26 protein-coding genes and 2 tRNA genes are annotated in these 24640 nt (G+C 51.2%); 20 read left to right on the top strand and 8 right to left on the bottom strand.

The genetic code is table 11. The annotated features are described in order from the left end of the window. Positions 1-326: 326 nt before the first annotated feature. From sleB to PKH29_05380, 4 genes are all read left to right on the top strand, one after another. Positions 327-1025 carry a spore cortex-lytic enzyme gene (gene sleB / locus PKH29_05365; GenBank protein HNX14266.1) on the top strand — a complete coding sequence of 233 codons (699 nt, stop codon included), beginning with the start codon at positions 327-329 and terminating at the stop codon, positions 1023-1025. A 184-nt stretch (positions 1026-1209) separates the two neighbouring features. Further along, on the top strand, positions 1210-1914 hold the full coding sequence (locus tag PKH29_05370; GenBank protein HNX14267.1) for a zinc ribbon domain-containing protein: 705 nt from the start codon (positions 1210-1212) through the stop codon (positions 1912-1914). Between the two features lie 70 nt (positions 1915-1984). Beyond that, a tRNA-Lys gene (locus tag PKH29_05375) sits at positions 1985-2060 on the top strand. Positions 2061-2443: 383 nt separating this feature from the next. Then, the gene (locus PKH29_05380) at positions 2444-4429 is read left to right on the top strand and encodes a hypothetical protein (GenBank protein ID HNX14268.1); all 1986 of its coding nucleotides are present in this window, start codon (positions 2444-2446) and stop codon (positions 4427-4429) included. Between the two features lie 66 nt (positions 4430-4495). Here the strand turns inward: PKH29_05380 and PKH29_05385 are convergent, their stop codons facing one another. Then, positions 4496-4801, bottom strand: coding sequence for a hypothetical protein (locus PKH29_05385; protein ID HNX14269.1), 306 nt, complete (start codon positions 4799-4801; stop codon positions 4496-4498). Positions 4802-4984: 183 nt separating this feature from the next. Further along, a complete protein-coding gene (locus PKH29_05390) occupies positions 4985-5953 on the bottom strand; it encodes a DUF4349 domain-containing protein (GenBank protein HNX14270.1) in 969 nt (322 codons plus the stop codon). 157 nt (positions 5954-6110) lie between these two features. Here PKH29_05390 and PKH29_05395 point away from each other — a divergent pair, with 157 nt between their 5' ends. Next, positions 6111-6758, top strand: coding sequence for a 4'-phosphopantetheinyl transferase superfamily protein (locus PKH29_05395; protein HNX14271.1), 648 nt, complete (start codon positions 6111-6113; stop codon positions 6756-6758). Here PKH29_05395 and PKH29_05400 read toward each other — a convergent pair. The 4 genes from PKH29_05400 to PKH29_05415 all read right to left on the bottom strand — a co-directional run bounded on the left by PKH29_05400 (position 6721) and on the right by PKH29_05415 (position 9662). Continuing rightward, entirely contained in the window at positions 6721-7506 is a 786-nt protein-coding gene (locus PKH29_05400; protein HNX14272.1) for a CHAP domain-containing protein, read from the bottom strand. The genes PKH29_05395 and PKH29_05400 overlap by 38 nt on opposite strands. Continuing rightward, positions 7506-7883: a RidA family protein gene (locus PKH29_05405; protein HNX14273.1), complete on the bottom strand. Its 378-nt coding sequence runs from the start codon at positions 7881-7883 to the stop codon at positions 7506-7508. The genes PKH29_05400 and PKH29_05405 overlap by 1 nt, the downstream gene beginning before the upstream one ends. A 226-nt stretch (positions 7884-8109) precedes the next feature. After that, on the bottom strand, positions 8110-8682 hold the full coding sequence (locus PKH29_05410; protein HNX14274.1) for a DUF4830 domain-containing protein: 573 nt from the start codon (positions 8680-8682) through the stop codon (positions 8110-8112). Positions 8683-8765: 83 nt separating this feature from the next. Beyond that, positions 8766-9662, bottom strand: coding sequence for a diacylglycerol kinase family lipid kinase (locus PKH29_05415; protein HNX14275.1), 897 nt, complete (start codon positions 9660-9662; stop codon positions 8766-8768). Positions 9663-9932: 270 nt separating this feature from the next. Between PKH29_05415 and PKH29_05420 the strand changes: the two genes are divergently transcribed. From PKH29_05420 to PKH29_05435, 4 genes are all read left to right on the top strand, one after another. Continuing rightward, positions 9933-11216 (top strand): BMP family ABC transporter substrate-binding protein, encoded by a 1284-nt coding sequence (locus tag PKH29_05420; protein ID HNX14276.1) that lies wholly within the window; start codon positions 9933-9935, stop codon positions 11214-11216. A 205-nt stretch (positions 11217-11421) separates the two neighbouring features. Continuing rightward, positions 11422-12948: an ABC transporter ATP-binding protein gene (locus tag PKH29_05425; GenBank protein HNX14277.1), complete on the top strand. Its 1527-nt coding sequence runs from the start codon at positions 11422-11424 to the stop codon at positions 12946-12948. Next, positions 12945-14102 carry an ABC transporter permease gene (locus PKH29_05430; GenBank protein HNX14278.1) on the top strand — a complete coding sequence of 386 codons (1158 nt, stop codon included), beginning with the start codon at positions 12945-12947 and terminating at the stop codon, positions 14100-14102. The genes PKH29_05425 and PKH29_05430 overlap by 4 nt, the downstream gene beginning before the upstream one ends. Beyond that, entirely contained in the window at positions 14099-15058 is a 960-nt protein-coding gene (locus PKH29_05435; GenBank protein HNX14279.1) for an ABC transporter permease, read from the top strand. The genes PKH29_05430 and PKH29_05435 overlap by 4 nt, the downstream gene beginning before the upstream one ends. A gap of 64 nt (positions 15059-15122) precedes the next feature. Here the strand turns inward: PKH29_05435 and PKH29_05440 are convergent, their stop codons facing one another. Beyond that, positions 15123-15713, bottom strand: a complete 591-nt coding sequence (locus PKH29_05440) for a thymidine kinase (protein ID HNX14280.1) — start codon at positions 15711-15713, stop codon at positions 15123-15125. 124 nt (positions 15714-15837) lie between these two features. Here PKH29_05440 and udk point away from each other — a divergent pair, with 124 nt between their 5' ends. Continuing rightward, positions 15838-16455 (top strand): uridine kinase, encoded by a 618-nt coding sequence (gene udk / locus PKH29_05445; protein ID HNX14281.1) that lies wholly within the window; start codon positions 15838-15840, stop codon positions 16453-16455. A 92-nt stretch (positions 16456-16547) separates the two neighbouring features. Beyond that, positions 16548-16623 (top strand) — tRNA-Val (locus PKH29_05450). A gap of 382 nt (positions 16624-17005) precedes the next feature. On the opposite strand, the gene PKH29_05455 is transcribed toward PKH29_05450, so the two are convergent. Beyond that, the gene (locus PKH29_05455; GenBank protein ID HNX14282.1) at positions 17006-17380 is read right to left on the bottom strand and encodes an iron chaperone; all 375 of its coding nucleotides are present in this window, start codon (positions 17378-17380) and stop codon (positions 17006-17008) included. A gap of 503 nt (positions 17381-17883) precedes the next feature. On the opposite strand from PKH29_05455, the gene PKH29_05460 reads away from it, so the two are divergent. The 9 genes from PKH29_05460 to PKH29_05500 all read left to right on the top strand — a co-directional run. Beyond that, positions 17884-18396 carry a leucine-rich repeat domain-containing protein gene (locus PKH29_05460; protein HNX14283.1) on the top strand — a complete coding sequence of 171 codons (513 nt, stop codon included), beginning with the start codon at positions 17884-17886 and terminating at the stop codon, positions 18394-18396. Positions 18397-18659: 263 nt separating this feature from the next. Further along, a complete protein-coding gene (locus tag PKH29_05465; protein HNX14284.1) occupies positions 18660-19145 on the top strand; it encodes a hypothetical protein in 486 nt (161 codons plus the stop codon). Position 19146: 1 nt separating this feature from the next. Further along, on the top strand, positions 19147-19374 hold the full coding sequence (locus PKH29_05470) for a helix-turn-helix transcriptional regulator (GenBank protein ID HNX14285.1): 228 nt from the start codon (positions 19147-19149) through the stop codon (positions 19372-19374). Further along, complete coding sequence (locus tag PKH29_05475; protein HNX14286.1) at positions 19371-19853, top strand: flavodoxin family protein; 483 nt, start codon at positions 19371-19373, stop codon at positions 19851-19853. The genes PKH29_05470 and PKH29_05475 overlap by 4 nt, the downstream gene beginning before the upstream one ends. Positions 19854-19953: 100 nt before the next feature. Further along, positions 19954-21159 (top strand): hypothetical protein, encoded by a 1206-nt coding sequence (locus PKH29_05480; GenBank protein HNX14287.1) that lies wholly within the window; start codon positions 19954-19956, stop codon positions 21157-21159. 25 nt (positions 21160-21184) lie between these two features. Beyond that, positions 21185-21634 carry a GNAT family N-acetyltransferase gene (locus PKH29_05485; protein ID HNX14288.1) on the top strand — a complete coding sequence of 150 codons (450 nt, stop codon included), beginning with the start codon at positions 21185-21187 and terminating at the stop codon, positions 21632-21634. 144 nt (positions 21635-21778) lie between these two features. Then, positions 21779-22111, top strand: a complete 333-nt coding sequence (locus PKH29_05490; GenBank protein HNX14289.1) for a PadR family transcriptional regulator — start codon at positions 21779-21781, stop codon at positions 22109-22111. A 28-nt stretch (positions 22112-22139) separates the two neighbouring features. Continuing rightward, on the top strand, positions 22140-23138 hold the full coding sequence (locus PKH29_05495) for a hypothetical protein (GenBank protein ID HNX14290.1): 999 nt from the start codon (positions 22140-22142) through the stop codon (positions 23136-23138). Positions 23139-23344: 206 nt separating this feature from the next. After that, positions 23345-24640, top strand: a 1296-nt coding sequence (locus tag PKH29_05500) for an ABC transporter permease (protein ID HNX14291.1), incomplete at its 3' end; no start/stop codon positions are given.

Consider the following 24640-nt stretch of genomic DNA (forward strand, 5'->3'; position numbering starts at 1 on the left):
TTTGCTTAACGAACGAGAGCGCCCAATCAGCGCTCTCTTTCGTTTGTTGAGGCAAATTGCCGGCAGCGTGGCGGTCAGATTGTGAAAAGTGTTTTTTACAGCACTTTTGCCGCAACACGAAAAAGACATAATATTTATATCCCCACTTCCGGAGGGGTAAATATAAAACGAATCTATTTTCAGCCGGGAGTATTCAAAAGCGCTCTTTTCTTTTACAAAGATTGAAAATGTAAGATCGTATATTTTCCCAAAAGCGGCATAAAAACGGAAAAACGGCAAAAAATAGAACAAAACCGCGGATCATACGCGATGAAAAGGAGATTATTATGTCGTTTCGAAAGAAAGCCGGACGGCTTGCGGTTTTTGTGACCGCATTGATTTTGTGTATATCCATGACCGCGGCGGGATTGGAATTCAATGCCGGCGCCGTCATTCTCAAACAGGGCAGCACCGGAACCAAAGTGAAAGAGGTTCAGACGCGTCTGAAGAATTGGGGATATTATAAAGGAAGCGTCGATGGGATCTTCGGTTCGAAGACCAAAACAGCGGTCGTATGGTTTCAGCGAAACAACGGCCTGACACAGGACGGCATTGTGAGCGCGGCGACTTTCCGCGCGCTCGGAATCGCATCCGGCGGTTCAAGCGGTTCGGGCAGCGGCGTGGCGGGATATTCCGACAGCGATTATAAACTGCTCGCGCGCCTGATCTCGGCGGAAGGGCGCGGGGAGCCGTATACGGGGATGGTCGCGATCGGCGCGGTCATCTTGAACCGTGTCAAGCACCCGTCGTTTCCCAATACCATCAGCGGCGTAATTTATCAGAGCGGCGCTTTTACCGCGCTTACCGACGGCAATTTCAACCAGCCGGTCATCGACAGCGCCTACAAAGCCGCCCGGGACGCGTTGAACGGATGGGACCCGAGCGGCGGCGCAATCTATTACTATAATCCCGCCAAGACCTCCAATCGGTGGATGCGTTCCCGCCCTGTCATTGTCACCATCGGGGGCCATGTGTTCTGCAGCTGACCGAATCAACTTCACGCGCCGGTCGATAAAAGGATATTGCACTTCGGCAATATCCTTTTTAATAGCGATTAATAAATGGAAAGAACCCTCTTCGGCATTTTCCGATTGGCAGTTTGACCGATATTGACATCCGAAAGCCGGTTTGATAAAATAAGAAAAGAACGATTTATCGGAGGGAATGCGGATGAGATGTCCTAACTGCGGCAAAAAAATCCCGGACGGCAGTCAGTCCTGCCCCGGCTGCAAAACGATATTCCGAATAAAAACGGTTCAAAACAACGCATTATCCGATCCGCAGCTCGGCCGTCTGCTGTATTTCGGATTGTTTGTGAGCGCGACTCTGATCACCGTCTTTATCTATTTAAAATGGCAGACAACCGGTATCGGCGAATCCTATTCGCTGGCGAAGATGACCGAGATGTATGCGAACGATTCTAAAATAGCGGGTTGGTTTACCAATGCGACCTATGTCGTGCTGTGCCTCCAGCTGCTCGCCGTTGTCATGTGGATCATCACTTATTCAAAACCTTCACCCGTGATTCCGCTGCTTGCGGGCGGCGTGACATTGATCGGAACGCTTGCTTTTCTGATCATGGCGATTTTCGGCCTCGGCGAGGCCTTTCAAAAAATTCCGAATTTTACGAGAACCGCGAGCGTGATCCCGTATCTGACACTGCTGCTTTCGGCGGGCGAGATCGCTTGCGCGTGGCTCAGCCCGAAACTGCTCAAAGCGGTTCCGGGGGAGGCCGTCCGGACCGAGAAAACAACGGGACAGAGCAAAATTGCCCATGCCGGCAATGAAAGCGCCAAAAAGCTGCTCGACGAACTGGACGGTACCGTCATACGTGACGAAAATAAATCAAACGGCGTAAAACACGGCGGGAAATAATCCTCTTTAAAAACAGGCCGAAACGGTTGACATCGAAATTTCTTTGTGTTATAATGCGGTCTGTTCGCGTGAGCCATTAGCTCAGTCGGTAGAGCACATGCCTTTTAAGCCTGGGGTCCGGAGTTCGAGCCTCCGATGGCTCACCAGAAAAAATCGTTTGCGGAAAGCAAACGATTTTTTAATGAAGTGTGCAGCGCCAACATCTGTTGGCGTAACACATGAAGTGCCCTGCGGGCATGAAGTACTGCTTCGCAGTATGAAGTACCTGCGGGCATGAAATTAAAAAAGCGCAGCACACTTCACTTCACGTTGAGCAAATCATAATTTGTGAAACACTTCATTTCTCGCCGCAGCGAGATACTTCATTTTGACGAAGTCGATACTTCATTTTTATGTTGCCCAGAGGCATTCCGGAAACGGGATGCCTTTTTCGTTATGGACTCGATATGTTGGCGGCTTGTATTGACTTGAATGATCTGTTGCGGTAGAATGCAGGGGATGAATTCATTGAAAGAATGAGGGATCTTCTATGGGGCAAAATCGGATTTATTCAGGTGAGGTCAGACCGGTTCACGCCGCTTCCTGGTGGAGCGAGATCGGCGACCTGCTTTGGCCGGATATCGAGGTGCAAAAGCGCATCAAAGCAAAAGCAAAAGCCATCTATGAGGCAGACATCGATACCTGTGTGAATTTCGGGCTGCATACGAGATTCGACTTCTCCGACTATTTTTACAGTTATCACGGTTATTTGAATCAGGTCTGCGAAGAACTCCACAAATACGGCATCAGGTTCATCGACCATTATTCCTGCAATGTGGTCGAACGGCCGAAAGACGAACAGGAGCTCTTTACGCTTCATAAAAACCACCGCCATCACGTGCTGCTGCACAAGGACTTTCAGGCCGCGGAAAACGCCTGTTACGAGGGACACCGGTTTTGGGATATCTGCGAAGTCGATCTGCGCGACGGCAGCAGGGGATATACGCCGGGTTATCAAGGGGAACTCTTCTGCCACAACAACCCGGCTTTCCTCGATATGCACAAAAAATATCTGAAGCGGCTCGTAAAAGAGGTCAATTTCGATGCTGTTGAAGTCGACGATATGTGCATTTATGCCTACTTTGCCGACTGCGGGTGCGAATATTGCAGGGAACGGTTCCGTCGGGATTACGGACGGGAAATTCCGCTGCTCGATGACAAAGACTTCTGGGGAGACACCTCTGAAAATCCGTTTTATTGGGGAAATTACGATAATCCGGCGTTCCGCGATTATGTTCGGATGCGCACCGACGGAATCCGGGAACACATTGCGATGATCAAGGAATGCGTGGCGCCGAAGCCGCTTTTGACCTGCTGTTCTTCGACCGGTCCGCTCTATCTCAACTCTTTGGCGCTAGATCTCGAAAAATCGGAAGATATCCTCGATCTCGTCATGCTTGAAAACTGCGGCATCACCTGCAGCGCCGTGAACTGGATTCGAAACGACGCCGAGGCGATGCAGCAAAAAGACATCGCCGAGAAGATGGGCCACGCACCGGCGATTGCGCTGAGTTATACGGTCTATGAAGACGGGGCATATCTCGGCTGGGCCCTGGCCCGTTTTTGGGGAGCGGCAAACTGGTCGAGCACGCTGCCCGGGCGGCTGATGGAAATTCCCGATGACCAAAAGACCACCGAGGCGCTGGTCGGGCCGCTCAACGTCTGGGAGAAGAAGCACAGCCTCATCGTTCCGCTCGATTGCAAAGACATTTTAAATGTCCGAATCGTCTCGAACCGGTATAACCGCGAAAACGGGATTACGAAAAACGGGAAAGACGTCTGGAGCCGAATTACCGCATGGACCGACGGATTTGTCCGTAATAACCTGAGTTACCGTTTTGTCCGCTATCGCGAACTCGCCGACGCGGACGCGCTGAAATCGGAGATAACCCCGATCGTGATGGACTGCAACGCCTGTGTAACGGATAAACAGCATACCGCCGTAAAGGAATTTTTAAAAACGGGCGGGAAACTGATCATAGCCGCCCTGTACGGCACGAAGGACGAAAAGGGCTTTGACCGCCCGACATCGCTCCTCGATGAGCTGAAAGCGGGGAATTACCCCGGGCTTGTGCTTGCCGGCGGCGCGGAGGAGATACCGGAACTGCTCGAAAAGGGGATTTTGACCCCTGCCGTAAAAATCATCAAAGGCGATGCCCGCCGCGTTTGCCGGGCAAGGATGATTGAAGGCCGGCTGGCGGTACACATCCTGAACACCAATCTGACGGCGGTTGCGCATGAGCGGGTGACGACGGTGGGCGACGTGCCGGTTCTGAAAAATATCCTGAGCGATTCGAGCGACGACGAGTTCGTGATGGAAGTGACCGGAGAAAATCTGCCTGAGCTGCGAGATTGCAAATTAAAATCTCCCGAACTCGGAGACCATCACCGCGAGATCCGGGTTGAAAAGATCCGGGGCGGCTGGCGGCTGTCGTTCAGCGTCAAAGATATTAAGATTTACGCAATCGCCGAGTAAAAAGACTTTGGTCTGACAAATCACGTTGGGAACTGTTTTGAAGCTGTCCCCGTGTATTTCATAAATTCACTGGGTGCCGAACAATTCGGCGACCGGGGCGATGGCTTTTTGCAATTCTCCGATAGTTTGATTCAGCTTGTTAAAGTCAACCTTTTCAAGCACGTCTGCGGCTTTTCCCACATCCTCGGACAGCGCCTGCCAGTCGACTGCCTTGAGATTTGCCGCCACCAGGGTGAGGTCGTTGATAGTGCCGACCACGCGGGGCAGCAGCACCACGCCGGCTGAAACCGCTAAGATCAATACCACCACCGTGCAAAATGCGCAAAGGCGGGCTGCGGACAGGAGTTTGCGCGCATAATCGTCATTATCCATAATGATTGTCATCCTTTCATATTCCTGATACCAATAAATATGGTCTCATCGCCGAATGTATGTTTTTATCTTAATCTCTGCCGGGCAATTTAAAAGTCGAATGTACGGGAGTAAACGTGCGGGAGTGATGAGATTTGTAAAATGATGCGGGAACCGCTCTTAACGGTTCCCGCATCGGTTGGATTATTTTACGTCGGGCGGATTGGCCGCCTTGGATTTGGCGCGTTTCACCTTTCTGCGATGCACAAGCAATATGATCATTACGATGATTAGAGCGATGATTACGAGGAACGGCAGTATCGCCACCAGCGCTACAACGCACCATTTGGCAAATTTCCAAATTGCTTTTACCGAGACGGTAAACGCGTTTCCGATGCGCTGCCAGAAGGTCTCGGGTTCGGGCTGAGTCGTCTCCCCGACTTCCCGCAAGCTGATGGTCACAGTGGAATATTCGACCTGCGAGTCATATCGCTGCAGTGTACCGGTCAGCGACTCGATTTGATAGCGCACATTCGAAAGCGCGTTTTCAATCGTAAGGATGTCTTCCATGCTATCGGCTTTTTCGAGCAGCGCCAGATAGCGCTCCTCCTGAACCCGCAGAGTTTTCAGATGCGCCTCGGTATCATAATAACTGCCGGTGATATCCTGCGTGCTTTTCGTGTTGGAGATGACGTTGCCCATAAGGGTGACGTCATTTAAAAAGGCGTCAAGGTTCGAAGCGGGGATGCGCATGGTCAGCGCAGCACTTCGTTTCCCAGTCGAATTGAGATTGACGCCGACTTCGGAAGCGCCTTCGATGTAGCCGTTTGCCGCCGCGCAGCGGGCTTTGATTGCCGGGAGCGTTTCTTCATACTTCAGTGTCTCCATGGTGATTGCGACGTTATAAATCAGCTTCCGGCTCGACTGAACGGGAGGAACGCTGCTGCCGCTTGCGGTAGTCATTGACGGCGCCGATGCTACCATTGCCGGAGCGCTTGCAACCGAGGCCACCATGCCGCCCTTCGTATCATAATCGGTGGCAGGAGCCATTTCGTTTAACTGGCCGTTGAGTCCCATTGCGTGTAATTGATCATCAGGAGCTTCCCTCGATGTTGCCGAGCAGCCGCCCATCAGCAACACCAATACAATCAGAAATAACAATGCCTTTTTCATGTTTGCTTGCCATCCTTTCCCTGTTTGAAATGTAAACGGTCTTGTATGATAAATCCGGCTGATGCCGAAAACCATAACCCGTGAAGCGGCGCGGTTTGCCGTTTTTTGCTTGAACAGAGCGCTGTCTCATGATAATATGAGTGTGAGGGGTGAGAAAATGTTACAGGCATTCTACACAAATATTTCCAACGTGGATATAGAAGACCAAAACAACCTCCGGCTTTGCGGAGAAAAACTCGTCGGAATACACAATAAAAAAGCGATCCGACAGTCAATGGGCGCGCGGCTGCTGCTTTGCAAAGTGCTTGCGGAGCAATATCCGCAGATTCCTCTGCCGCCGGTAATGACCGAGAATCAAAACGGAAAACCGTATCTTGCGCAGGGCGGGGTCTATTTCAATCTCTCGCATTCGGGCGACTATGCGGCGCTGGTACTTTGCGACGAGGAGGCGGGCATCGACATCGAAAAGCTCGAACCGCCCAGAATCGCCGTCGCGAAGCGGTTTTTCTCGAAGCCGGAATATGACTGGCTTTCAAGGCATCCGATGGATTTTTACGAATTATGGGTGTTAAAAGAGAGCTATGTAAAAGCGCTCGGGACCGGGCTGACCACACCGTTGTCTTCATTTTCAATTGTTGTCGGGGATGATATTTCACTGGCGGGAGACGGCCGGGGCGCTTTTGCGTTCTGTTTGTTCAATCAGCCGGAGGGTTACCGGCTGGCGGTCTGCAAACGGGGCGTGAGAGAGGAATGCAGCCTCGTTGAAATCAATATTGATCCAGAGGGCCGGTATATTCGGCCGTAACCGCCGTGCTGCAATAACCCATGATGATCGGGTCCGTGACAGCGAGTTTGCGGCGGCGGATCTGTTTTACTTCATCCTCGGGGATATTGCCCTCGATGGTGGTGATATAGGCGATGCCATTCTCGGTTGCGGTGCCGGTCACGATGCCGATGTGGTTGGGATAACCGGCGTATTCGCTGTCAAAAACAATCAGGTCGCCGCGCGCAGGAATAAAACTGCCGTGGGCGTCATAATAGCGGTTTTTACGCTTGAACCAGAGGCCGGTCGCATAGGCCGAATCATTCCATGGATAGACCGTGTCGATGAAACTCGTGCCGAGTTGAGTCTCCGCCTGTTTTAGGCAGTACATCACGAATTCGGTACACCACTGGGCATGCGGATTTCCGAATAGTTCCCCGTAGATGGTTTTGCCGTCTTTGACCGGATATTGCGGCTGCTGCTCGGCGATGCTGATGAAGGCCTCAATGAATTGGCCCAGAGAGATCTCACGGGGTTGGCCAGACGGAGTGACGGATGAGGCGGAAGACGCTTTTGAAGGCGCGGAGACGACAGAAGGGGCAGAGGAAATCATCGATGATGAAGATGCGGCAGACGCCGCGGGCGTTGAATAGCCCGAGAGCGAACCGAGCGTGATCTGGTCGGGAGAGGAAGAGGCACTTTCTCCTTTTGCCGACGAACAGCCGAACGCGCCCGCCGTCATCAACAGAGCGGCGAGCAGCGTAATTGTTTTTTGTGAAAACCGGCGCATCAGAGCTTGACGATGCTCTCGATTTCGATGAGAAGATCTTTCGGCAGCCGTGAGACCTCGACGCAGGAGCGTGCCGGAGGGTCTTTTTTAAAATAAGAGCCGTAGATCTCGTTGACTTTGCCGAAATCGTCCATGTTTTTTAAAAAGATGGTAGTCTTGACAATATTGTCGAGTGTCAATCCCTGAGCGGAGAGCAGGCCTTTGATGTTCTCCATGACCTGACGGGCCTGGGCTTCAACGCCTTCGGGTGCGGTGTTGGTCTCGGGGTTGATGCCGATCATGCCGGAGCAAAAGACAAAACCGCCGGTCTCGACCGCCTGACAATAGGGGCCGAGCGCCTTGGGCGCCGATCCGCACGCGATAATTTTTTTCTCCATGATTTGTTTCTCCTTATTGATAAGGCTGCCGATGGCGGCCAATCTGTTTGTGATTATTTTATCACTTCATTGTAAATTATGCAAATAACGAATTTGTAAGAAAAAGAGGAGCGCACGCAAAGGCGGCAGAGGCGCACTTTGTGCGCCTCTGCATTGAAATCGCGGCACGATGAAATCAGCGAAATTTTACTTTGCGTTTAAACTTTAACCTTTACACGAAGAGGTTTTAATCACTGGGTCCGACGACTTCGTCGGGAACAACGGTCGGTTCGGCAGTTTCACTCTCGGCGGCAGCGGGCAGAGAGACCTCGGCCAACGTTGACGCTTCGGCGCGTTCGGGCGAAAAACCGTGCATAAATCCGCCCAGAGCTTTGCAGCAGACGTCTCCGCCGATCACCTCTTCGTTGCGTACGATCACATTGATGACCACTTTGTCGGTGACGCCCGGATAGTTGGTGATGACAAAGGTGTAGCGGGTCGCCTTTTCACCGCGGTATTTCGTCAGGTCATAACCCTGATTCTTCTGGATGGTGTTATACCGCTCGAGCACCGTGTCGAAATTTTTCGGGATGTAGATAGCGATCGTCTCTTCGGGCGTCTCTTCGATCTCCCAGCCGAACTGTTTGATAAATTTGACCAGATCCGCCTGACCGGTTACGGCGTTGTTGCGCGAGGAGGTCTCTTCGGAGGTTTTGCCTCCGCCTCCGGTCGCAATCAAAATCACCACGATGACGGCCGCGATCAAAATCAGCGCAAAGGCGAGAATTTTCTTGTTTAGTTTAAATGACCATACCATCATATAAAAACGCTCCCTCTCCGATACTGTCAAAGTATATTGAGAGAGCGCGTCCGATATGACACAAACAGGGCTTTTTTCGGCCCTCAGCGAGGCAGAATGAGCCGAACGGCATGCTGCAGGTTAACGGCCCTGCAGTCGGTATATTCCCCGCCGTTTTCGCCGTCGAGCGTAAAAGCCAGCGGGACTTCCGATTGAAAACGGATTTTTGACGCATGGTGAAGGGAGATCAGCTTTCCGTCATAGTGCCGGTTCACCGCCTCGTCAATCAATTGCCCGATCTGCATGGTGTCGGGCTTTCGGACCAGCATCACCTCAAATTTACCGTCGCGCAGATTGACCTGGTCATCGGAGAGCCGCATCACCCCGCCGACCGAGGTCGAATTGGTCACCGCGCCGAAAATATACTCGCCCTCCTCGGTCTCGCCGTCGCAGGTGACTTTGACCCGAAACGGCCTGATATCGCCGACGGAGCGCAGACCGCCCATCAGATAGGCGGCATGGCCGAAAAGGTTTTTGTCTTTTTGCGGGGTCTCGTATGAAACTCTCGTAAAAGCGCCGAAAGACGCCACATATGTAAAATAGCGGTTTTGGAATTCGCCGATATCTTCATAATACAGATCGCCTGTCACAAGATTGCCGGCCGCTTTGAAAATCGAGAGGGGCAAGCCGAGCGATTTGGCCAGATCGTTGGTCGTGCCGCACGGAATATAGCCGATCGGGACGTCTTTTCCCGATAGCATGATACCGCTGATGACTTCGTTGAGCGTGCCGTCGCCGCCGCAGCAGCCGACAACGTCATAATCGCCCGCCGAAGCCGCAAGCAGGTGTGTGGCCTCAGCGCGGGCGGAGGTGATGTGTACCGAGACGGTATAGCCTCCGTCGCAAAGAATCTTTTTGATTTTCCCGATGCTGCGGACAGCCTGCATTCGGCCTGCGGTCGGATTGACGATTAAAAGCAGCTTTTTTTGTAAGCAGTCCATAGGCGATCCCCTAACTTCAGCGGAAAAGATAAGCGGAGATGCCGCCGATCAGCGTCAGCGTCATCAGGACCGCAAGCACAATCGCCAACACCCTTTTTTTCATTTTTCCTTTACCGCCCCTCGCCGTTTCCTGATTTTTTCTTATTATAATGCCGAAGCCCTGTTGATGTCAATCCGAATGTTTGACTATTGCATTTTTCGACGGAGTGATGTATAATGAAACCGCGCTAAAAAGCGTAAGTTGAACAGAATCATTTAGGAGGGTTTTTAATGAAAAAAGCGCTTTCTGTTTTGCTTGCCGTCGTAATGCTGGTATCACTGGCTGCATTCGTCGGCTGCGGCAGCAAGACATCCTCGACAGCGTCTTCCGTCGAGTCCACCCCGTCGGTTGAATCCACGACACCTTCGGTTGAATCCACCGCGTCGGTTGCGTCCGTCGAATCCGCCGCGTCGGTTGCGTCCGTCGCTTCGACTGCGTCGACCGCATCCAAGACATCCACGGCGACTTCGTCCAAGGCCTCTTCCGCGGCGTCCACGACTTCCACGCCGAAAGAGACTTTTGAAATTGCGTTGGTCACCGATATCGGCACCATCGACGACAAATCCTTCAACCAGGGCGCCTGGGAAGGCCTTGTCAAGTATGCGACCGAGAAGAAAATCACCCATAAATATTATCAGCCCAAAGAAAAGAGCAACGCTGCTTATCTCGAAGCCATTGATCTCGCCGTAAAAGGCGGAGCCAAAATCATCGTAACCCCGGGCTTCCTGTTCGAAGTTCCGATCTATCAGGCTCAGACCAAGTATCCGAGCGTCAAGTTCATCCTTTTGGACGGACAACCCCACACCGAGGATTATAAGACCTATAAGACCGAATCGAACGTCCTCTGCATCCTCTATGCAGAAGAGCAGGCCGGTTTCTTTGCCGGTTACGCGGCAGTCAAAGACGGCTTCACCGAGCTGGGCTTCCAGGGCGGTATGGCTGTTCCGGCCGTCATCCGTTACGGTTACGGCTTCATCCAGGGTGCTGAGCAGGCCGCAAAGGAAATGAACCTTGCTGCCGGTTCCATCAAGATCAAGTACAACTACTCCGGCGACTTCGCAGCCACCCCCGAGAACCAGACACGTGCAGCCGGTTGGTATACCGCCGGAACACAGGTCATCTTCGCCTGCGGCGGCGCAGTCGGCAACTCCGTCATGGCAGCTGCTGCGGCGCAGAAGGACAAGTGGGTCGTCGGCGTTGACGTTGACCAGTACAACGAGTCTCCCACAGTCATCACTTCCGCAATGAAGATGCTCGGCGAATCCGTCTATCAGGCGCTTACGTCCGCTTACGGCACCTCTTTCGAGGGCGGCAAGACCTGGACGCTCGACGTGACCCGCAAGGGCGTCGGCCTCGCGATGGATCACAACAAGTTCCTTACCTTCAAGGCGGCTGATTACACTGCCTGCTTCAACAAGGTCGTTGACGGTACTTACAAAGTCAATAACAAGTCCGATATCAAAATCGCGGACCTGGGCCTGAAGTATGTTGTTGTCACTGAGATCGCTGACTAAACAGAAAATTTAAGTTATACCCGTAAACAAACGCATGCGCTTGTAACGCAGGGTGCGTTGAACGGCAGGCGGAAAGGCGTTAATTTGCGCCTTTCCGCCTTGCCGTAGCAAAGCCCGCCAAACAGGATCATCATGCCCGGGCCTTCAAGGCATTACCGGAAAACTTCGAAAGATGAGGATTTCCGACTGAAAGGAAATGGCTGAGATGGATACTATTATCGAGATGCGCGGCATCACCAAGGAATTTCCCGGAATCAGAGCGAACGACAAGGTGACGCTGCAGGTCAAAAAGGGCGAAATCCATGCGTTGCTCGGAGAAAACGGCGCAGGGAAATCGACCTTGATGAGCGTGCTCTTCGGCATGTACGAACCCGAAGAGGGTGAGATTTTCCTGCGCGGGCAAAAAGCAAGGATCTCCGGGCCGAAAACGGCCAACGATCTCGGCATCGGAATGGTGCATCAGCATTTTAAACTCGTCCACAATTTTACCGTTTTACAAAATATCATCCTCGGCGACGAGACCACGAAATTCGGCTTTTTAAAAATGGAGCAGGCCTGTAAAAAAGTTGTCGCTTTATCGGAACGGTATGGGCTGAAAGTCGAACCCGACGCGCTGATTTCTGACATCACGGTCGGAATGCAGCAGCGCGTTGAAATTTTAAAAATGCTCTACCGCGAAAATGAAATATTGATCTTCGACGAGCCAACTGCGGTTTTGACTCCGCAGGAGATCACCGAGCTGATGCAGATCATGCGCGAATTGATCAAAGAGGGGAAATCGATCTTATTTATCACCCATAAACTCGAGGAGATCATGGCGGTCGCCGATCGCTGCACGGTGCTGCGGCTCGGCAAATGCGTCGGTACCGTAGACGTCAAAGACGTCACCGTCGAAAAGCTGTCTGAGATGATGGTTGGCCGCAAAGTGGATCTGGTCGTCCATAAAGACCCGAAAACGCCCAAAAACTGCGTACTTCAGGTCGAGGGACTGATGATGAAAACCCGCGGCAGCACGAAAGAAAAACTGAAAGACATCAGTTTTGAGGTCAAGGCGGGCGAGATCGTGTGCATCGCGGGCGTCGACGGAAACGGCCAGAGCGAATTGATTTATGCGCTGACCGGTCTGATGGTTCCCGACAGCGGCAAAATTTTATTAAAAGGCGAGGACATCACCCGCCGAAGCATCCGTTACCGCAACACCCACGGCATTTCGCATATTCCCGAGGACCGGCATAAATACGGGCTGGTGCTCGATTATACGCTGGCAGAAAACCTCGTACTCCAGCAATATTTTGAACCCCGTTTTTCGACTGCGGGATTTTTGAGAAAACGTGAGATCAACGCCTATGCCAAGACCCTTGTCGAACAATTCGACATCCGGACCGGCGCGGGCATTTCGACAAAAGCGCGCAGCATGTCCGGCGGAAACCAGCAAAAAGCCATCGCCGGGCGAGAGATCGCACGAAACCCCGAATTGCTGCTCGCCGTACAGCCCACGCGCGGCCTCGACGTCGGCGCCATCGAATATATGCACCGCCAGATCGTCCGGGCGCGTGACAACGACAAGGCCGTTTTGGTGGTCTCGTTTGAACTCTCGGAAGTCATGAACCTCGCCGACCGCATTTTGGTCATGTTCGACGGGCAGATCGTCGCAAACGTAAAACCCTCGGAGGTCACCGAAAACGAACTCGGCCTCTATATGGCCGGCGCGAAGGGAGGAACGAGAAAATGAGAGACCAAAAGGGACTCATCAAGGTGCTTGCTGCCCCCGATATCTCAAAGGCCTCCGGCGCGATCTCCTCGGCCGCTGCGATTGCGGTCGGCTTGATTTTCGGATTCATCATCATGCTCATCAGCGATCCGCAGCAGGCATGGGCCGGTTTTAAAATGATTCTGACGGGCGGTCTGTCGACCCCCAAAGATTTCGGCAACGTACTATATTACGCAACGCCGATTATCATGACCGGTCTCTCGGTGGCCTTTGCGTTCAGGACGAGCCTTTTCAACATCGGCGCTTCGGGTCAGTTTATCATGGGCGCTTACGGAGCGGTGCTGGTCGGTGTCAAAATGACTTCGCTCGGTCAGGTTCAATGGTTTGTCGCATTGCTCACCGCGATGATCTTCGGCGCGGTATGGGCGATTCTGCCGGGTGTTTTGAATGCGTTTTTCAACGTGAATGTGGTCATTTCCTGCATCATGCTCAACTATATCGGCATGTACACGGTCAATATGCTTGTCAAGGCGACGGTCTTCCATCAATACACCAACCGGTCGCTGCCGGTTGCGGATACCGCCAACATTCCGAAAATGGGGCTTGATAAGATCTTCCCCGAATCCAATGCCAGCGGCGGCATCATCGTGGCAATTATTGCGGCGATCATCATCGCGATCATCTTGAACAAGACCACATTCGGCTATGAACTCAAGGCCTGCGGCTTCAACCGGGACGCCGCGAAATATGCCGGAATCAACGAAAAAAAGAATATCATTCTGGCTATGATCATCGCGGGCGCGCTCGCCGGAATCGGCGGCGGCCTGCTGTATCTTTCGGGCACGGGTATTTACATCTCGGTCGTCGATACGTTGGCCTCGCAGGGGTTCGACGGCATCTCGGTCGCTTTGCTCGGCATGTCGAATCCCATCGGCGCGCTGTTCGCCGGTATCTTTATCGCGTACATCACCGTCGGCGGTCTCCAGATGCAGCTGGTCGGTTTTGTGTCGGAAATCATCAACATCATCACCGCGGTCATCATCTACTGTGCCGCTTTTTCGCTGGTGATCCGAAACTTCATTGCCGACCGCAGAACGCATAAGCTCAACATGAAAATTGAAAACGAACCAAAATCACCGCCCGCGGGCGATTCGAAAGGAGGCGGCAAAGTATGAACACCGTCTATTTCCTGTTCCAGCAGACGATGTTTTTCATGATCCCGCTGATGATCGTCGCGCTCGGCGGTATGTATTCGGAGCGCAGCGGCGTCATCAACATCGCGCTGGAAGGCATCATGATCATGGGCGGATTTTCCGGAATTTTGTTCATCAATTCCATGCAGGACAAGATGTCGGGGCAGTGGCTTTTGCTGCTCGCGCTGCTCATTTCGGCGATCGCAGGCATGATCTTTTCAATGCTGCATGCCTATGCCTCGATCAATATGAAAGCCGACCAGACCATCAGCGGAACGGCGCTCAATCTGCTTGCACCCGCTTTTACCATCTACACCGCCCGGTTGATTCAACCCTCCGGCGTTCAGCAGATCAACTTCACCAATACCTTCTGGATAGAAAAAGTGCCGGTTCTCGGGGATATCCCGGTCATCGGCGGCCTGCTGTTCAAAAACGTCTATATCACGACATATATCGGTTTCGCAATTTTGATTATCGGCGCGATCGTGCTGTATAAAACCCGGTTCGGACTTCGGCTGCGTTCCTGCGGCGAACATCCCCAGGCGGCTGACGCGGTCGGCATCTCGGTCTACGGCATCCGGTATGCGGGCGTGATGATCTCGGGGGCATTGGCCGGGATGGGCGGTTTGATTTTCATCGTCCCGACCTCGACCAATTTCGACGCAACGGTCTCCGGTTACGGATTCCTCGCATTGGCAGTCCTGATCTTCGGTCAGTGGAATCCGTGGAAGATTGCGGGCGCTGCGCTGTTCTTCGGTTTTATGAAGACCATTTCGGCGGCCTATTCTTCGATCCCGTTTTTAATGAACCTCAACATCACCGGATATATCTATAAAATGATCCCGTATATCGCAACGCTGGTCGTGCTGATTTTCAGTTCCCGCAGCTCACAGGCCCCGAGAGCCGAGGGTATACCTTATGACAAAGGCGCAAGATAGATCTTTGTTTTTATCCAAAAAACACGCGGGCGGATTTGTATCCGCCCGCAGAAATGTCCGGATATTATTCTGTTTCCTTCTGCCGCTTGATCTTTTTGCGCCAGCAGCGGTGGCACATCGCGACATAGCTCTCGTTGCCGCCTAAAAACACCTGTTCGCCGCTGGTGACGATGTTGCCGGCGGCGTCCAGACGCGCGTTGACGATGGCCTTGGCCCCGCAGGCGCAGACAGTTTTAATTTCGGTAATCGATTCGGCGATCTCCATCAGCCGCCTGCTGCCGGGGAACATATGGGTTAAAAAGTCGGTGCGCAGCCCGAAGCAGAGCACGGGCACATCGTAATCGTCGACAATCAGGCGAAGCTGATCGACTTGCTCGGACGTCAAAAACTGCGCCTCGTCAATGATGATGACCGAGGTCTCGCCGGGTTTTCTCGCGAGAAAGGCCTTGACGAGGTCAAAGTAAGCCGGGACGACCTCGGCTTTGGCGGAAAGGCCCACGCGCGAGCACACCAGATCGTCGCCGAAACGGGTATCCACCGCCGGTTTTAAAAGCCAGACCGACATGCCGCGCTCCTCATAATTGAATTTTGTGATCAGCGCCTGCGCGGACTTCGAACTTCCCATCGCACCGTACTTGAAGTAGAGTTTTGCCATCGTTTAAGTCCATCCTTTACAGAACTTCTTTCTCTGAAGAAATTATACCCGCAGCGCTGTTTTAAGTCAATTGACGTTTTTCACGAAAATTTGTTATGAAATTTGAAAGGCAGGCACATCAAGCATGTCCCAAGTTTTGATTCTCGGCATCGCCGGAGGTACCGGCAGCGGAAAAACCACCATTACGCGCCATCTGTGTGAACGGTTCGGCGGCGACATCGGAGTGGTCTATCACGACAATTATTACAAGCGGCACGATGAACTGCCGTATGAGCAGCGCGCAAAACTCAATTATGACCATCCCGACGCGTTTGACACCGATCTGATGATCGAACATTTGCAATTGCTCAAAAGCGGGAAAGCAATCGAATGTCCGGTCTATGATTTTTCGATTCACAACCGAACCAACCGCACAGTTATGATTCCGCCGACCCGCGTGATCCTTGTCGAGGGCATATTGGTCTTTTGCGAAAAGGCGCTGCGCGACCTGATGAACATCAAAATTTATGTCGACACCGATGCCGACGTAAGGGTGCTGCGCAGAGTGATGCGCGACGTCAAGGAGCGGGGTCGAAGCATTGAAAGCGTAGTTGAACAATATCTGAAGACGGTCAAGCCGATGCACGAGGCTTTTGTCGAACCGAGCAAACGTTATGCCGACATCATCGTCCCCGAGGGCGGCTACAACTCAGTCGCGCTCGAAATGATAATCAACCGGATTGCGAAACATTTGAACGGCTGATTTATCCATCGTTATTAAAAACAATAGTCAAAATATAAACAAATAAAAGGGTTGAAAATCAAGCAGGGATGTGGTAGAATATGACCTGCTTCGGGTGTTTAGCTCAGTTGGTAGAGCATCCGCGTCACATGCGGGAGGTCGAGGGTTCGAGTCCCCCAACGCCCACCAAAAACAAAAGGCCGCCTTGCGCGGTCTTTTATTTTCGATAGTTGGGAGACGAGAACCAGGGCGTGGGAACAATGTACGACCATAGGGAGTAAATTGTGACCAAACCACAGTCCGGGGGACTGTGGTTCAGCCCTCCAAGCGAAGCGCGATAAAGTCCCCCAACGCCCACCAAAAACAAAAGGCCGCCTTGCGCGGTCTTTTATTTTCGATAGTTGGGAGACGAGAACCAGGGCGTGGGAACAATGTACGACCATAGGGAGTAAATTGTGACCAAACCACAGTCCGGGGGACTGTGGTTCAGCCCTCCAAGCGAAGCGCGATAAAGTCCCCCAACACAGTTGGGAGACGAGAACCGGTTCGTAACGTATTGGAAGATTACTCACTATTCTTTTCGCCAGAAGGTTACACAATCGGCTTTATCCGTTATATTATATCGAATGATCCGCTCTAATAAGGCATAATCCACAGCGTCTTGCCAACGAATCCGGAAGAACTTGACACCACAGTCATATCCGGCCTGCTCGATCTCCTCGGTAAAATGAATGATCCCCGCTCCCTCCGGAGCGACCGCAAGATGGGGTTTCGCCACGCTGAAAGCGATGATAAAAGTGCCGTGGTCGGTAAACATCGGTTGATTCCATGCAAATTTCGGGACTAGGTTCGGAAAAGTCGCCGTGACCCAATTTAAAACTTCTTCGGTACGGGTGCGATGCTGAAGATTTTCAATCTGCGCCAGATATTCTTCGAATTCTTTCATTTTACACCTCCGAAATGCCTGTTTCTTTTCTTTTATTATACACCGAAACCGATAAAACAGCTGCAAAATGGCAGCGGAAAGTTGAATTATTTAATAAGAAGGTCAGATAGCGACTGCAATCCGCCGTCACCGGGATGTTGATTTTGTTCGCCGGTGAGGTCGTCTTGTTCGGCTCGGGTATCGCCGTTTTTAGAAAAAGGATCTGCATATTAAGATCGGATATAGATCTCCGGACCGCCCCGCATCGGCAAGAAGATTTTCAAAAACAATCTCTTAAAGATGCGGATTTCTTTTTCAAAAATTTGCGGATCATTTAAATGTCTTTTATAAATACGACGAGCATAATTTTACGGAGACACTTTTTTAAATGAACATGATAACGCAGTTTACTTTTCAAGTACCTCTTGACTGCGGCGTAAAAAAGGAATAATCTATTAATGTCGAATTGTTATTCAAACGATATAACCGAGCAAGAACCGGACCGAGAGGAGGGTACATCATTTATGGGCGGCAAGTTTTATTACCGGATGATCGACGATGAGAGTTTTTGCCTGACCGGATATTACGGCAATGACACTTCCGTTGTGATTCCGGAATGCAGCGGCAGACTCACAGTGATTTTCGACGACATCTTCAAACGGCATCCTGAGATCACCCATATCGAAATGCCCGATACCGTCACGGATATCGGAGGTTTCGTCTTCGACGGGCTTTGGAATCTCAAAGAACTGCACCTTTCCAAATCATTGAAAAACCTCTGGCAGTATGCTTTTACCCGATGCGGGATCGAGACCGTCGAATTGCCCGAAGGGGTAAAAACAGTCAGTATGTTCGCTTTTAACGAGTGTAAAAATTTAAAATCGGTCTATCTCCCGCGGGGAACGACACAAATACTGTCCTGGGCCTTTAAAAACTGCACATCCCTGCGCGACGTCTATGCGCGCAATCCGAATATCGAGATCAGCCCGAAGGCCTTCGAGGGCTGCCCGCTTGTCAATGTGCATTACATAAAATAGCGGGTAGCAGCCCGCATGCGGCATTCTGTCACTTACAAACGCGACTAATAATTTGCTAATCCTGCACCTCTGGCGCACATTGCCGACCTTATATGTAATTTTTCGATAAAAGACCGCAGCAGTGCGGTCTTTTATTAATTGTGGGATCCGGGTCAGACTAGAATTAATAATAATTAAATGTATATAATACTTGACATTATGTATATATAATAGTACTATATGCGTGTGTTATATAACACGTAATCGAAAGGAGTTGTATTCATATGTCCTATCAGGAAAAAAAGACCGGGATCAGTATGTTCATGGGCGTATTGATTTTAATCGCTTACTGCATTTATGCTTTCGGGCAAGTTCGTTCGGGAGCGGCGGATTTTAACGATCTCAAATTCTTCTCCGCTACCATGATGATTTTTATCGGAATAGGAATCGCCGCAATGATCGTCATCCAGGTCCTCTTTCACATTGCGCTCTCGGTTTCGGTCGCCGTAAAAGAAAAATGCGGCGACGACAAAAAAATCGGAAAAGCCATCGAGGCCAACATGGTCGAAGACGAGATGGACAAATTGATAGAACTTAAGTCGGGAAAGATCGGTTTTGCCTTGATCGGCGCCGGTTTTATCGCCGGACTGATTACGCTGCTTTTCAACTGCCCTCCCGCAGTCATGCTTAATATCCTATACCTGTCATTCGGCGTCGGTTCGCTTGCGGGCGGCGCAATGAGCATCTATTATTACAGGAAGGGTGTCTGAGATGGCTAAAAAGATCAAGATCACCAACAACATCCGCCGCTTGCGCTTTTTTTCCGATGAAATGACCCAGCAGCAGCTCGCCGAAAAAGCCGGAATTTCGCGGCAGACGGTGATGGCTGTTGAAGCGGGTAAATATTCGCCGTCGCTGGAACTCGCTTTTTTGATTGCCGACGCATTCGGTGTCCCGATCGGAGAGGTTTTCGCTTATGAGAAAGGGGAAGATTTATGAAAACAATCATCATCGTCAGTTCCTATCATCATAAAAACACCGAAAAAGTCGCAAAGCGCATCGCCGAAGTGCTCGGGGCTCAAGTGGTTTCACCGCAGCAAATCAAGCCGCTGGAGCTGCAAGATTATGATCTGATCGGTTTCGGCTCGGGGATATACGACGCCAAACACCATCTGAAACTGCTGGAATTGGCTGATCATCTCCCGCCGTCAAAAGGCAAACGGGTGTTTTTATTCTCGACCGACGGAATGCCCCGTGCTTTGGTAAAAAGCGAAACCATGCTTGCGGATAAGATGCGTGAAGACCATAAGACCCTGCGCGAAAAACTGCAAGCCAAAGGGTATGTCGTCGCCGGTGAATTCGGCTGCGCCGGGTTCAACACCAACAGCTTATTAAAACTGTTCGGGGGCATCAACAAAGGCAGACCGAATGAAAACGACCTGTCGCTGTCGGAAGCATTTGCCCGCAAATTGAAATAATTGATAATGAATGATACCCTTGACTGAAACCGTAAATAGTTATAATCTATAGATACAGTTATTTAAGACCAAACCGTTGAACATAAAGAGGAGCGGGTTTATGAACTTCTTTCAAAACTTCCCCAAAGAGACCGATCCCGAGACCGGCAGGACGTTAGTTCGCCTGACCGACCACAACGCTTTCTGTTATCCGCTCTATTATTTCATCCCGTCGGTCACCGATGACGAGCGCTTTGTCGTCTACCATGTCTGCGACGGGAACGAAGTGCAGCTTTGGGCGCTCGAACTCTCGACCGGAACCCGCCGCCAGCTGACTCATGCGCAAAACAGACCCGAAGACGCCCACTGGGTTCCCTGGTGCACGCCCTGCGGCAAAGGCGTGCTCGACCACCGCAGTGTATTGAACGCGAAAACCAACAAGATCATCTATTTTGACAACAACACCGCCAAAGAGATGGACATCGAAACCCTTTCGGAACGCGAACTGTTCATGCTGCCTGCCGACCGCTATCCGATCTCCCAGAGCTGCGTGACCCCCGACGGCAAGTGGTTTGCATTCTCCCACATCGACAAGGACTATTATAAAAATATGCCCTACCTCAACTGGGCGGAATATATGCAGTACCGCTACCGGATTCAGGACTGCATCGTGCAGGCCTTCAACCTGGAGACCGGCGAGATGCGCGACATCCTGATTCTGAACGCGATGCTGCACCATGTCATCCCCTATGGAAACGAATATTTTCTTCTCAACCATCCGCCGACAGAATCCGGGATTCTCTTCACAGGCCTTGAGGGCAGCTGGTACACCCAAATCCGCACCAAAGGCCGCGACGGAAGAATGGCAAATCACTGCGCGGTGACCAAACGGGGCGTCATCTACGAGGCCTATAAAAAACACGGCGATAACGTCGGCGGCGTCTATGACCCGTTCACCCATAAATTCTTCGAATACAAACTCCCCGAATCCTTCGGATATACCCACACCGGCTGCGACCCGCGCGGGAATATGATCTTTTATGAGTCCCTGAACTACGATGACAACGGCATTAAGGGGCACCGCATGGTTCGGATGAGCCGGTATGACCCGGCTGCCCCGGAATGGCAGCCGCTGCTCGGGGACCGCGTCACCTACGGTTCCCGCTCCTCCCAAAAGTCGCATTTTCATCCGCGTGTCACCCCCGACGGCAACTATATCCTCTTCACCGGCGGCTGCGACCAGACCCAAACCAATCAGCTTTACCTCCTCGACATCGGATACATCCCCCCGACCGAGGGCTTGCCGGATTTGTCGGCAACATGCTGATACGAATGATCTAGATAAAAAGGGAATGAACATCGTGCAATATACTTTCAGAAGATGTACTCAAGCGGATTATGATTTTCTTTTTTCATTGAAAGAAAAGTGTTTCAAATGGTACGTTGAAATCATCTACGGTTGGGATGAAGTATTTCAAAAGCGCGCAATGCAAAAAGAAATGGATAGACTCCTTCAGTATATGAACATCATCCAAGTCGAAAATAAAGATGTCGGGTTGTTCACCTGCCATACGGATGAAAACAGCGATTGCTGCATCGGTCTGTTTGCGATTCTGCCCGAATATCAAAACAAAGGAATCGGCTCAGCAATTTTGAAAGATAAATTGGAAGAGAATAAGAAAAACGAAATACGAACATATTTGAAAACTTATAAACAAAACCCCGCTCGTTTTTTATATCAGCGATTAGGGTTTGTCATATACGCCGAGACCGAAACCCATTACTTGATGGAAGTAAAGTAATCCGGAGTGCTAACGTACTCCGGGTTTTTTTATCTTAGCCAACCCTTTTTTATAATTTCGAAACATTGTTTATTTTCCCTATTGAAATAGTGTGTGATACACTGTATAATTCAAACTATAACATAGTGTGTGAGGTGATGTTTTTTGGAACGCGATGAAATAATCTCGGGTTTTTTATTGGAACTAAGGCGGGGAACACTAATTCTCTGCGTGCTTGCCAAGCTCGGAAAACCGACCTACGGCTACAATCTGATCGCGGAACTTGCCGACACCGGTATCGCCATCGAGGCCAACACCCTCTACCCGCTGCTGCGTCGATTGGAGAGTCAGGGGCTTTTGATCAGCAGTTGGAACACCGACGGCTCAAAGCCGCGCAAGTATTACAACACCACCGATTTCGGCAAAGATGTTTTGGCCGAATTGATCCTGCACTGGCAGGACACTGTCAAAGACCTGAATCAAATCTTAGAGAAGTAATACTACCGATCAGAAGGGAATCATGATTATGAACAACGATATCATTGCGCGCTATATCTACGCCGTCACGCGCTATCTGCCGGAAAAAACGCGGGCAGACGTCGAAAAGGAACTCGACGGCCTGATTTCGGATATGCTCGAAGAGCGCTGCGCAGGCAGGACGCCGGCCGAAGCCGACATCAAAGCTGTACTCACCGAACTCGGAACGCCCGAAGAGCTCGCCGCCAAATACAGCGGCGATGAAAACAAGGCCTTGATCTCCGGTTCGCATCTCCTGCTATACAAACGGATCTTAAAATTGGTGCTCCCGATTGCCGCCGCGGGTATCGCCTTCGCCGGTTTGCTTGCTGTCTTTGTTGAATGGAATCCGAACCCCGATACCTTTCAGATTTTCGGCGAGACCTTCGGCAGAATTATCGGGGGCGCGATTTCGGGCGCTTTTCAGGCCTTTGCCATTATCACAATCATTTTTGCCGTTTTAGAGTATAAGAAAGTTGCGATCAATAAAGAGGATATGTTTTCGAACCTGCCGCCCGTTCCGAAAAATAAAGAGCGGATTAAAATCCATGAACCGATTATCGACATCATGTGGTCGATCATCTGCGCGATATTGCTGATCGGTTTCCCGCAGGTTCTCGGAATATGGCAGGTGGGCATCGGATGGACTCCGGTTTTCAATCTCGGGATTTTACACGGTTTTTGGCTTATCATCCTCTTTTTGACGCTTTTATCGGTTATCAAGAACGCAATGAAGCTCGTTGAAGGCCAATATACCGCCCGCCTTGCGATCGTGACCGCCGCCGCCAATATTTTGATCATGGCCGCAATGGCGATCGTTTTCCTGAATTCGAACATCATCAATCCGGAATTCATTTCATTGTTTGACCGTTTGGTCCCGGTTGAAGATATCAAATTCGTTTTTTGGCCTTTCCACAATTTCAATCTCTTTATTGTCGGCGTCGGCTTTTTCGGATTGGTTGTCGAAACGGCAGTTACCGCCGTCAAGGCAATCAGACACCGTTCATAAAATCGCATTCGATTGAGGAGCGGGGGTCCCCCCGCTCTTTTGTTTGCGGTTTTATCTGAAAAAACATTCAGCATTCCATAAAAAGATTCACCGTTAATGTTCACAAACTCCTCATAATTCTACGTTATGCTTGTCTCAGTTTGAATTGCTTGCTTCAAACGAACTCAACCTGACTATTAAAGTCGGGCGAAAGGTGGAGCAAGCATATGTATATCGTCCGCAATGCCCTTCGCAACATCATGCGTTCCAAGGGCAGAAACATCTTGATCGGAATTATCGTGCTCGTGATCGCGGTCTCGAGCTGTGTCGCATTGTCCATCAAGCAGTCGGCGGCAAAGGTCAAACAGGAAGGCCTTGATTCGATCAATATCACCGCTCAAATCACAATTAACCGCAACGCCGTGATCGGACAGTTCACAACCTCCGGCAGCGGTGATCGGGAGTCCTTTCGGCAGCAGCTGAGCGCCATATCCGGCTTGTCGCTTGACGAACTCGAAAAATATGCGGCAGCGCCGTCGGTTTCGGATTTCTATTACACGGTCACGGGTTCGGTCAATTCCGGCGACGAAAACATCGAACCCTTCACCACCGAAACCACTTCCACGGAAAGCACAGCCTCCGAAAGCCAACCGAGCGTGAATAACGGCGGGATGACCTTACCGGACGGTATGACCGTACCCGGCGGAATGACCCAGGGGAGGGGCTTTTCGGGGATGTTCGGAACGCAGGGTGATTTCAGCATTACGGGCTACAGTTCCGAAACGGCGATGACCGATTTTATCAACGGAACCTGCAAGGTCAGCGGCGGAACCATGATCGACCTGACCGCCCCCGACATGACCTGCCTGATTACCGACGAATTGGCCGCCTATAACGGCTTGACCATCGGGAGCTCATTGACCATCTCAAACCCCAACAATACCGAAGAGCTCTATACTTTGACTGTCAACGGCATTTATACGAACAGCAATTCAGGGTCGTTTGAGACCGGAATGCGGTTTTCCACCTCCACCGATTCGGCAAATCTGATTATTGTAAGCGCCGGAACTTTGAGCGCTATATCCGCACAGTCGGAGGCCGCCGCGACCGAGACCTCCTCGAGCACCACTTCCGGAACTACGACGACCACAACCACGACCACCACCGCGCTGCGCACACAACTCTCCGGCACTTATGTGCTCGCCGATGCTGCGGCTTACGAGAGCTTTGCCAAAGAAGCAGTCTCCATGGGCCTTTCGGATACCTACACCGTCACATCGAGCGACCTCACCAATTATGAACAAAGCTTGGTTCCGCTCGAAAACCTGAGCAAATTCGCCGGTGTGTTCCTGATTGTGGTGCTTTTGATCGGCGGGATCATTTTAGTCGTGCTCAACATCTTCAATATCCGCGAACGCAAATACGAGGTCGGTGTTCTGACCGCCATCGGCATGAAAAAGAGCAAGGTCGCCATTCAGTTTGTGACCGAGGTCTTTGCCGTCACGTTTGTCTTTATCATCCTC

It is taken from the genome of Oscillospiraceae bacterium (assembly GCA_035353335.1).
Taxonomy (GTDB): domain Bacteria; phylum Bacillota; class Clostridia; order Oscillospirales; family JAKOTC01; genus DAOPZJ01.